Source organism: Brevundimonas sp. KM4, assembly GCF_000964075.1.
Taxonomy (GTDB): Bacteria; Pseudomonadota; Alphaproteobacteria; order Caulobacterales; family Caulobacteraceae; genus Brevundimonas; species Brevundimonas huaxiensis.
Genome location: NZ_JZRG01000011.1, coordinates 16,658 through 27,034, shown reverse-complemented (window position 1 = coordinate 27,034; position 10,377 = coordinate 16,658). Strand labels below are relative to the sequence as shown.

The window sequence follows — 10,377 nt, the reverse complement described above, 5'->3', positions numbered from 1 at the left end:
CCGTTCGAACTTTTCCTTGGCCATTTTCTAGCTCCTAAGGTCCCCGAACCGGGGTTCCTGCAGTTTGGGGGTTAAGGACGCCCGGTCCTTACGGTCCGGGCGCATATAGGCGGGCTTTCCGAAAAGGGAAAGCTTAGGCGTACTTCTTGATCACTTCGTCGGCGACGTGTTGCGGCACCGGCTCGTAGTGGTCGTATTGCATGGTGAACTGGGCGCGGCCCTGCGACATGCCGCGCAGCGTGTTCACATAGCCGAACATGTTGGCCAGCGGCACGAAGGCGTTCACGACGGTGGCGTTGCCGCGCATGTCCTGACCCTGAATCATGCCGCGACGGCCGTTCAGGTCGCCGATGACCGAGCCGAGGTATTCCTCGGGGGTCACGACTTCCACCGCCATGATCGGCTCGAGCAGCTTGGGCGAACCCTTTTCCTTCAGCTCGCGGAAGGCGGCGCGGGCCGCGATTTCGAACGCCAGCACGCTGGAGTCGACGTCGTGGAACTTGCCGTCCGTCAAGGTCGCCTTGAAGTCGATCAGCGGGAAGCCGGCCAGCAGACCGTTGTCCTTGGCCGAGTTCAGGCCCTTTTCGACGCCGGGGATGTATTCCTTCGGCACCGCGCCGCCGACGATCGAGTTCTCGAACACGAAGCCCGAGCCCGGCTCGCCGGGTTCGAAGGTGATCATGACGCGGGCGAACTGGCCCGTACCGCCGGTCTGCTTCTTGTGCGTGTAGTCGATGTCGACCTTGCGGCCCAGCGATTCACGATAGGCGACCTGCGGCGCGCCGATGTTGGCCTCGACCTTGTAGGTGCGCTTCAGGATGTCGATCTTGATGTCCAGGTGCAGCTCGCCCATGCCCTTCAGGATCGTCTGGCCCGACTCGTGGTCGGTCGAGACGGTGAAGGAGGGATCCTCCGAGGCCAGCTTGGCCAGGGCGACGCCCAGCTTCTCCTGGTCGCCCTTGGTCTTGGGCTCGACCGAGATCTCGATGACCGGCGCCGGGAATTCCATCTTCTCCAGGATGACGGGCGACTTGATCGGATCGCACAGGGTGTCGCCCGTGCGTGTTTCCTTCAGGCCGGCCAGGGCGACGATGTCGCCGGCGTAGGCTTCCTTGACGTCTTCACGGTTGTTGGAGTGCATCTGCAGCATCCGGCCGACGCGCTCTTTCTTGTCGCGGCTGGAGTTCAGCAGGCTCATACCCGTTTCCATCTTGCCCGAGTACAGGCGGCAGAAGGTCAGCGAGCCGACGAAGGGGTCGTCCATGATCTTGAAGGCCAGGACCGACAGGGGCTCTTCGTCCGAGGCCTTACGCACGACGGGCTCTTCGGTCTTGAAGTCGATGCCCGGGGTCGGCGGGATGTCCAGCGGCGACGGCAGATAGTCGACGACGGCGTCCAGCAGCGTCTGCACGCCCTTGTTCTTGAAGGCCGAGCCGCACAGGATCGGATAGAAGGCGCCGGTCAGAACGGCCTTACGGATGCACTTCTTGATGGTGGCTTCGTCGGGCTCGTTGCCTTCGAGGTAGGCTTCCATCGCCTCGTCGTCCAGCTCGACGGCGTTGTCGATCAGGTACTGACGCGCGGCGACCGCCTTTTCCATCAGGTCGTCGGGGATCGGCACGTCCTTGTAGGAGGCGCCCAGGCCGTCGTTGTCCCAGACCACGCCGGTCATGCGGACCAGGTCGACCAGACCCGACAGCGAGGATTCGGCGCCGATCGGGAACTGGATCGGCACGGCCTTGGCGCCCAGGCGGTCGCGGATCGACTCGACCGAGGCGTCGAAGTCGGCGCCGATCTTGTCCATCTTGTTGACGAAGACGATGCGCGGAACCTTGTACTTGTCAGCCTGACGCCAGACGGTTTCGGTCTGCGGCTCGACGCCGGCGTTGCCGTCCAGCACCGTCACGGCGCCGTCGAGGACGCGCAAGGAACGCTCGACTTCGATGGTGAAGTCCACGTGGCCTGGGGTGTCGATGATGTTCAGACGCTTGTTCTGCCAGAAGGCGGTCGTCGCGGCGGACGTGATGGTGATGCCGCGCTCCTGCTCCTGGTCCATCCAGTCCATGGTGGCGGCGCCGTCGTGGACTTCGCCGATCTTGTGGGATTTGCCGGTGTAATACAGGATCCGCTCGGTCGTCGTCGTCTTGCCCGCGTCGATGTGGGCCATGATGCCGAAGTTGCGGTAGTCCTGGAGCGCGTGCGTACGTGCCATGGAAACGTGCCTTGAAAGTTTTCAGGACGCTTAAGGGCGCCCACGGAAGGATGTCGGTGTTCGGATAAGCGAGTGCGGGCGATTTAGCTCAAACCGCCCGCACCGGAAACCCTTAGATAGTCAGCGCAGATGACGCTTTGAAGGCGTTACCAGCGATAGTGGCTGAAGGCGCGGTTGGCTTCGGCCATCTTGTGGGTGTCTTCGCGCTTCTTGACCGCGGTGCCGCGGTTGTTCGAAGCGTCAAGCAGTTCGGCGGCCAGCTTTTCGGTCATGGTGTTTTCGCCACGCTTGCGCGCAGCGTTCACCAGCCAGCGGATGGCCAGGGCGCGGCGACGGTCCGGACGGACTTCGACGGGCACCTGATAGGTGGCGCCGCCGACGCGACGCGAGCGCACTTCGACCGACGGAGAGACGTTTTCCAGAGCGGCGTGGAAGGTCGCGACCGGCTCCTGGTCCTTCTTCTTCTCGGCCAGGATATCGAAGGCGCCGTACACGATGTTCTCGGCGACGGCCTTCTTACCTTCGTACATGACGTAGTTCATGAACTTGGTGACGACCAGATCCCCGAACTTGGGATCCGGCAGAACTTCACGTTTCTGGGCGCGGTGACGACGCGACATGGGGTATTCCTTGCAGTGCCCGACCAGCGCCGGGATGATCTCGAAAAGGCCTCCGGGCGCGACGGCCCGGAGAAGAATGGCTTACTTCGGACGCTTGGCGCCGTAGTGCGAACGACGCTGCTTACGGTCCTTGACGCCTTGGGTATCCAGAACGCCGCGCAGGATGTGGTAGCGAACGCCGGGCAAGTCCTTCACGCGGCCGCCGCGGATCAGAACAACCGAGTGTTCTTGCAGGTTGTGGCCTTCGCCGGGGATGTAGCACACGGCTTCGTAGCCGTTCTTGGCCAGACGGACCTTGGCGACCTTACGCAGAGCCGAGTTCGGCTTCTTCGGAGTCGTCGTGTAAACGCGGGTGCAGACGCCGCGACGCTGGGGCGAACCCTCCAGAGCCGGCACCTTGTTGCGGGTGGGCTTGGGCTTGCGCGGCTTGCGGATCAGCTGGTTGATCGTAGGCATTCGAAACTCGTCTCGACTTCTGATGGAGGCGTGTGTCTTTCGACCGAAGCGCCTCTCGCCTTCTTGTGAACGGGGGACCATCCCCTCGCCCGGGTGTCATCGAGACTGATCGCGCGACCACCCAAACAGAAAAACCGGAACGCGCGCTTTGGGCGTTCCGGCGGGCACAGCCCGTCCGTTCGATTGTCACGATCTCAGCGACCGGCGAACCGGCCACGCCTCGAAAGTGGGCGGCTTCTACGCGCGATGGGCGCGAAGGTCAAGGCGGAGACGTTAACACTCCAGAATGCAGCCACTTCAATGAAGCGTAGCGGTCTTCAATAGAGCGACCTTTCGCCTGAAACCCGCCACGCTTCGCGCTCAGCTTGACGAGACGACCAACCGGGGATGGGTCATGGCGGGGCTGGCCAGTACAGGGGCGATTGCGCTCTCGCTTGCGGTGAACGCAGGCCTGCTGACGCTACTTGCGATGGAGGACCGCCGCCCGGCGCCGCGTCGGGTTCCGGGACACTCGCCTGTCTACATCGAGATCGAGCCCGTGATCATAGGGGCAAAGGCCCGCAAAGCGCCGGCGGCCGCGCCGCAAGCGCAAGACGAGCGCCGGGCGCCAGTCCGTCCGCGCGATTCTGATTCTGCGGGACCGGCGCCGACCGTGACGCCGACATCGGATCGCCCGGCCGCGCCCGCCTATGACCCGCGCTGGACAGTCCGACCGAGCCACTCAGCCGGCGCTGCCTGGCCGACACAGAACGCGGCGCGTAATGGCGAACCGGATTGCCGCCCCGAAATCGCACGGTCCACGCAGGACCGTCAGGCTTGCCGTGCGCTGGCGATCGCGGCCGATGGATCATCGCCGCCGATGGTGCGCTCCGGCGATGAGGAAAGGACGGCAGGCTTTGCAAAAGAAGCCGCCGTCAAGAAACGCTGGCGCGATTACCGCGAAGGCGACGGCGCCTACCCCGGGCTGCGGTCCCTGTTCGGCATGAACTGACGATGGCTGCCGCTGACCTCGGACTTGGGGCGATGACGCCGACAAAGGCGCCCCGCCGTCTTGGCTGGCGCAAGGCGGGCTTTGCGGCCGCCGCCGTCGGGCTGAATGCAGGCGCCGTCGTGCTTCTATCCATGACGGATCCGGGGCTGCGCGCGCGTTCGCTGCGACCTGCGCCGATGATCGTCTATCTTGAGGACGCCTGGCCCTCCCTGGTCCGCGCGCCAAGAGCTCCGTCTGTCACGTCCTCTGACGGCGCGATGGCCGCGACCCGACGCGCGCAGGCGTCGCAAGGGGAAGCGCCGAACAGAGGCGATCCGTCGGCGCCCCCGCCCCCGCCCACGTCCATGAGCCACGCGAACGCAGACGACGGGATCGACGCCCGCTGGCGGGTCGGCGGCGCTCTTGCGGGGCCGAGATTGTCTTCCCTTTCGTGCAACGCCCCGCATCGCCTCGCGCCCGAAGACCGCCGCCGCTGCGATGAGAGATGGAACGGCGGCGAAGCCGCCCCTGTCATCCGGGGAACGGGGAACGCAGAGCGCGACGCCGCCTTCGCGCGACAGGGGGCGCGTCGTCTGGCGGCCTGGGAAGCGCAGCGCGCCGATCCGCCACGCGTCCGGAGATCGTGCGAAGATCCCAACCCTGTGGCAGGTTGCCCCGACGTGAATATCCGGATCGAACTCTTTTCTAGACAGGACGGGTTCCTGCCCAATCTCAGAAAGCGTCGCGAATGACCGCCGCCTCCGCGCCCTCCCCTGGCCCATGGCCGCGACGAGCTCGCCCGGACTGGCGCAAGGTCGGCTTGGCCACAGCCTCGGTCGTCATCAACGCAGGGCTGATCGCCACCCTGTCCCTGACCGCGCTGGGGATTGACGCGCCGCCGAGCGCGCCCGATTCACGCCCCCTCTACATCGACATCAGCCCGCGCCCTCTGCTGCCGAACGAGCGGCCCCGCCCTGCGATGCAGACGCCCGAGCCCGTCTCCATGTCCGCATCGCGTGATGCTGGCGGCATCGACCCTGCTCCCACAAACAGGGTCGCGTCCGCGCCAGACAGTCGCCCCGCCCCGATCCGTCCGCGGATCGCCGCGCCCACGCCCCAGGGCGCGCCCGCGCCGCCGGATGCCTGGACGGTCAATCCGAACGACCGCGCCGGGGCCATGTCCCGCGTCCTGCGTCAGGGCCTGATCGGCTGCACCACGCCCCAACAGCTCAACGCCGCCGAGCGCGCCCATTGCCGTGAGGACGCCATGCGACGCGGCATGAACGCCGCCCCGATCACCGGCACGGGCAACCCCGAGCGCGACGCCGCCTTCGCGCGCGAGGGCGCACGGCGTCTGGCCGAATGGGAGGCGCGACGTCGTCCTCTGTCCGGCGGCGTCGGCGTGGTGGGTCCGGCGGACTGCGTCGGCTCGAACTTCGGCACGGGCTGCGCCGGCGCCCTATTGCCTGACGTTCCCGGTGTTGACATGCGTCAAGGCGCGGAGACGACGATCAATCGAGGCGAACGCCGCCGCCAGGGTTTTTCTGCAAGCGTCGGAGGACTTCAAATCGGAGGTAGGGAAGACTGATCCTTAGTGATCCTGGCAATAGGCGTCGTGCATGGCCGCGCCGAGGTTGAGCATCATCGTCTTGGCTTCCACGACGACGAAGAGCGCCAGCATCACAGCCGTTAGGCCCCACAGCACCTTGTCAGCTTTCGTCATGGCGGCCCCTACACAACCTTGACCTCGTCCGCCGCAATCTTGGTACGCGTCAAGTCATAGAAAAAGGGCGGCGCCGTCGCCGGCGCCGCCCTCTTCAGGTCTTCGCTCGGGAAGCAGAAGATCAGCTCTCGCTGCTCTCCAGCTCCAGTTGCAGATCGGCCGGCAGCGGCTCGATCGCCTCTTCCAGGGCCGAGGTCAGTTCTGCATCACGCGCGTTGGCGATCTTCTGCAGGCTGCGCAGGTAGGCGCCGGTGCCGGCCGGGATCAGGCGGCCGACGATGACGTTTTCCTTCAGGCCTTCCAGCATGTCCTTCTTGCCGTGGACCGAGGCGTCGGTGAGGACGCGGGTGGTCTCCTGGAAGGACGCCGCCGAGATGAAGCTGCGGGTTTGCAGCGACGCCTTGGTGATGCCCAGCAGGACGGGCTGGGTGGTGGCCAGACGGCCGCCGCGCTTCTCGACCTTGGCGTTTTCCAGAACGGCTTCGGCCACTTCGACGGTGTCGCCGCGGATCAGGGTGGTTTCACCCGAATCCAGCACTTCCACCTTCTGCAGCATCTGACGCACGATGACTTCGATGTGCTTGTCGTTGATCGGCACGCCCTGCAGTCGATAGACCTCCTGCACTTCGTTCACCAGATACTCGGCCAGCGCCTCGACGCCCTGGATGCGCAGCAGATCGTGCGGATCCGGGTTGCCGTCGATGATGTAGTCGCCCTTCTGGATCAGATCGCCGTCGTGGACGGAGATGTGCTTGCCCTTCGGGATCAGGAACTCGACCGGTTCGCCCTGGACGCCGTCGGCGTTGGGCTCGGGCGTGATCTTGATGCGACGCTTGTTCTTGTAGTCGCGACCAAATTCGACGCGACCATCCATCTCGGCGATGACCGCGCAGTCCTTCGGACGGCGAGCTTCGAACAGTTCGGCGACGCGCGGCAGACCGCCGGTGATGTCGCGGGTCTTGGCGCCTTCGGTCGGAACGCGGGCGATGATCTCGCCCGGCTTGACCTCATCGCCGTTCGACACGGACAGAACCGCGCCCACGGGCAGCAGATAGCGGGCGTCCGAACCGGACGACAGCTTGGCGTAGGCGTCGCCCAGGGTGACGCCCATGGCCGGACGCAGGTCCGAACCACGCGGGCTGGCGCGCCAGTCGCTGACGACGCGCTGGGCGATGCCCGTCGCTTCGTCGGTTTCTTCCTTGACCGACAGGCCTTCGACCAGGTCCTCGAAGCGCACGACGCCGCCGACTTCCGTCAGGATCGGGGTGGTGTAGGGGTCCCACTCCGCCAGGCGTTGGTTCTTCTTGACCTCGTCGCCGTCCTTGACGCGGATGCGGGCGCCGTAAGGAGCCTTGTGCGTCTCGCGGTCCTTGCCGTCCACGACCACGGTCACGATGACGTTGCGGCTCATGGCCACCAGGTCGCCGTGGGCCGCGACGACGGTCGGGCCGGTGACCTTGGCCGTACCGGCGTTGGTCGCCTCCATGAAGGAGGTTTCCGCCACCTGGGCCGTACCGCCGATGTGGAAGGTCCGCATCGTCAGCTGAGTGCCCGGCTCGCCGATCGACTGGGCGGCGATGACGCCGACCGCTTCGCCGATGTTGACGTTGGTGCCGCGCGCCAGGTCACGGCCGTAGCAGTGGGCGCAGATGCCGGCGTCCGCCTCGCAGGTCAGGGCCGAACGGACCTTGACCGACTGGACGCCCGCAGCCTCGACGGCCTCGGCGACTTCTTCCACCAGATAGGTGTCGGCGGGGAACAGGACGGTGTCTGTGCCCGGCTCCTTGATGTCCTCGGCCGCATAGCGACCCAGGATGCGCTGACCCAGCGAGACCAGCACGTCGCCGCCTTCCATCACCGCACGCAGGGTGATGCCGCGCGTCGAGCCGCAATCCTGCTCGGTGACGATGGAATCCTGCGCCACGTCCACCAGACGGCGGGTCAGGTAACCCGAGTTGGCGGTCTTCAGCGCGGTGTCGGCCAGACCCTTGCGGGCGCCGTGGGTGGAGTTGAAGTATTCAAGGACGGTCAGGCCTTCCTTGAAGTTCGAGGTGATCGGCGTCTCGATGATCTCGCCGGACGGCTTGGCCATCAGGCCGCGCATGCCGCCCAGTTGCTTCATCTGGGCCTGCGAACCACGAGCGCCGGAGTTGGCCATCATGAAGACCGAGTTGATGTCGGGGTTTTCACCCTCGATCAGCACACGCGGTTGCGCGATCTCGCCCATCATGGCGTCGGCGATCCGGTCCGTGGCCTTGGACCAGGCGTCGACCACCTTGTTGTACTTCTCGCCGCGCGTGATCAGGCCGTCGGCGTACTGTTGCTCGTACTCCTCGACCTGGGTGCGGGTCTCGGCGACCAGCTCGACCTTCTTGGCCGGGATCACGATGTCGTCCTTGCCGAACGAAATGCCGGCCTTGGCGGCTTCGCGGAAGCCCAGGCCCATCATCTGGTCGGCGAAGATGACCGTCGCCTTCTGACCGCAGTGGCGATAGACCACGTCGATCAGATTGCCGATTTCCTTCTTGGTCAGGTTCTTCTCGAGCAGGCGATAGCCGACGTTCGGGTTACGCGGCAGCAGGGCGGCCAGCTTCATGCGACCCGGCGTGGTGTCGATGACCTTGGTCACCTCATTGCCTTCGGCGTCCAGTTCCGTCCAGCGCGCCTTGATGCGCGTGTGCAGGGTGACGACCTTGGCGTCCAGCGCCGCATCGATCTCGCCGATGTTGGCGAACAGCTTGCCTTCGCCCGGCTCGCCGTCCTTGACCAGCGACAGATAGTACAGGCCCAGGACGATGTCCTGCGACGGCACGATGATCGGCTTGCCGTTGGCGGGCGACAGGATGTTATTGGTCGACATCATCAGGACGCGCGCTTCCAGCTGGGCCTCGAGGCTCAGCGGGACGTGAACGGCCATCTGGTCGCCGTCGAAGTCGGCGTTGAAGGCGGTGCAGACCAGCGGGTGCAGGCGGATGGCCTTGCCCTCGATCAGCTTGGGCTCGAACGCCTGGATGCCTAGGCGGTGAAGCGTCGGCGCGCGGTTCAGCAGAACCGGGTGCTCGCGGATGACCTCGTCCAGGATGTCCCAGACGGCGGGCTGCTCGCGCTCGACCATGCGCTTGGATTGCTTGACGGTGCCCGACAGGCCCTTGGCGTCCAGGCGCGCATAGATGAACGGCTTGAACAGCTCCAGCGCCATCTTCTTGGGCAGGCCGCACTCGTGCAGCTTCAGTTCCGGGCCCACGGTGATGACCGAACGGCCCGAATAGTCGACGCGCTTGCCCAGCAGGTTCTGACGGAAGCGACCCTGCTTGCCCTTCAGCATGTCGGCCAGCGACTTCAGCGGACGCTTGTTGGCGCCGGTGATCACGCGACCGCGACGACCGTTGTCGAACAGGGCGTCGACCGACTCCTGCAGCATCCGCTTTTCGTTGCGGATGATGATGTCCGGCGCGCGCAGCTCCATCAGGCGCTTCAGGCGGTTGTTGCGGTTGATGACGCGGCGATACAGGTCGTTCAGGTCGGAGGTCGCGAAACGACCGCCGTCCAGCGGCACCAGCGGACGCAGTTCCGGCGGGATGACCGGCACGATCGTCAGGATCATCCACTCGGGCTTGTTGCCCGATTCCAGGAAGGCCTCGATCAGCTTCAGGCGCTTGGACGCCTTCTTGGCCTTCATTTCCGAAGGGTTGTCGGCCAGCTCGGCGCGGTGCTTTTCGGCTTCCGCGTTCAGGTCGATGCCCATCAGCAGATTGCGGACGGCCTCGGCGCCGATCTCGGCGGTGAAGCCGTCATCGCCGAACTCTTCCTGGTAGCGATAGAACTCGTCTTCCGTCAGCAGTTGGTTCTGCTTCAGCGGGGTCAGGCCCGGCTCGGTGACGATGTAGTTCTCGAAGTACAGGACGCGCTCGACGTCCTTCAGCGCCATGTCCAGCATCAGCGAGATGCGGCTGGGCAGCGACTTCAGGAACCAGATGTGGGCGACCGGCGCAGCCAGGTCGATGTGACCCATGCGCTCGCGGCGAACGCGGGCCAGGGTGACTTCGACGCCACACTTCTCGCAGATGATGCCCTTGTACTTCATGCGCTTGTACTTGCCGCACAGGCATTCGTAGTCCTTGGTCGGGCCAAAGATACGCGCGCAGAACAGGCCGTCACGCTCGGGCTTGAACGTGCGGTAGTTGATGGTTTCCGGCTTCTTGATCTCGCCGAACGACCACGAACGGATCTTCTCGGGCGAGGCCAGGGCGATCTTGATCTGGTCAAAGGTCGGGGTGACCGGGACCGGGTTGAAGATGTTCAGGACTTCCTGGTTCATCTTGATTCCTTCTGCGGGGCTGACCCGCGAAAATTATTCAGAACGGAGAAAAGCGGAGGGATCGCCCTCCCCCGCCGT

Annotated in this window: 7 protein-coding genes; 2 read left to right on the top strand and 5 right to left on the bottom strand. The window is 65.2% G+C overall.

Annotation, left to right across the window (positions count from 1 at the left end; genetic code table 11):
• Positions 1-133: 133 nt before the first annotated feature.
• From fusA to rpsL, 3 genes are all read right to left on the bottom strand, one after another.
• On the bottom strand, positions 134-2,212 hold the full coding sequence (gene fusA, locus VH88_RS07600) for an elongation factor G (protein WP_039248504.1): 2,079 nt from the start codon (positions 2,210-2,212) through the stop codon (positions 134-136).
• 146 nt (positions 2,213-2,358) lie between these two features.
• The gene (rpsG, locus tag VH88_RS07595; RefSeq protein WP_017506744.1) at positions 2,359-2,832 is read right to left on the bottom strand and encodes a 30S ribosomal protein S7; all 474 of its coding nucleotides are present in this window, start codon (positions 2,830-2,832) and stop codon (positions 2,359-2,361) included.
• Between the two features lie 81 nt (positions 2,833-2,913).
• Positions 2,914-3,288, bottom strand: a complete 375-nt coding sequence (gene rpsL, locus VH88_RS07590) for a 30S ribosomal protein S12 (RefSeq protein WP_008260482.1) — start codon at positions 3,286-3,288, stop codon at positions 2,914-2,916.
• Between the two features lie 394 nt (positions 3,289-3,682).
• Between rpsL and VH88_RS07585 the strand changes: the two genes are divergently transcribed.
• Entirely contained in the window at positions 3,683-4,279 is a 597-nt protein-coding gene (locus tag VH88_RS07585; RefSeq protein WP_156146779.1) for a hypothetical protein, read from the top strand.
• Between the two features lie 727 nt (positions 4,280-5,006).
• Positions 5,007-5,846: a hypothetical protein gene (locus VH88_RS07575; RefSeq protein WP_156146778.1), complete on the top strand. Its 840-nt coding sequence runs from the start codon at positions 5,007-5,009 to the stop codon at positions 5,844-5,846.
• A gap of 3 nt (positions 5,847-5,849) precedes the next feature.
• Here VH88_RS07575 and VH88_RS16600 read toward each other — a convergent pair whose 3' ends face one another.
• A complete protein-coding gene (locus VH88_RS16600) occupies positions 5,850-5,981 on the bottom strand; it encodes a hypothetical protein (protein ID WP_255360406.1) in 132 nt (43 codons plus the stop codon).
• A gap of 121 nt (positions 5,982-6,102) precedes the next feature.
• Positions 6,103-10,299 (bottom strand): DNA-directed RNA polymerase subunit beta', encoded by a 4,197-nt coding sequence (gene rpoC, locus VH88_RS07570; RefSeq protein WP_045810719.1) that lies wholly within the window; start codon positions 10,297-10,299, stop codon positions 6,103-6,105.
• Positions 10,300-10,377: the final 78 nt, after the last annotated feature.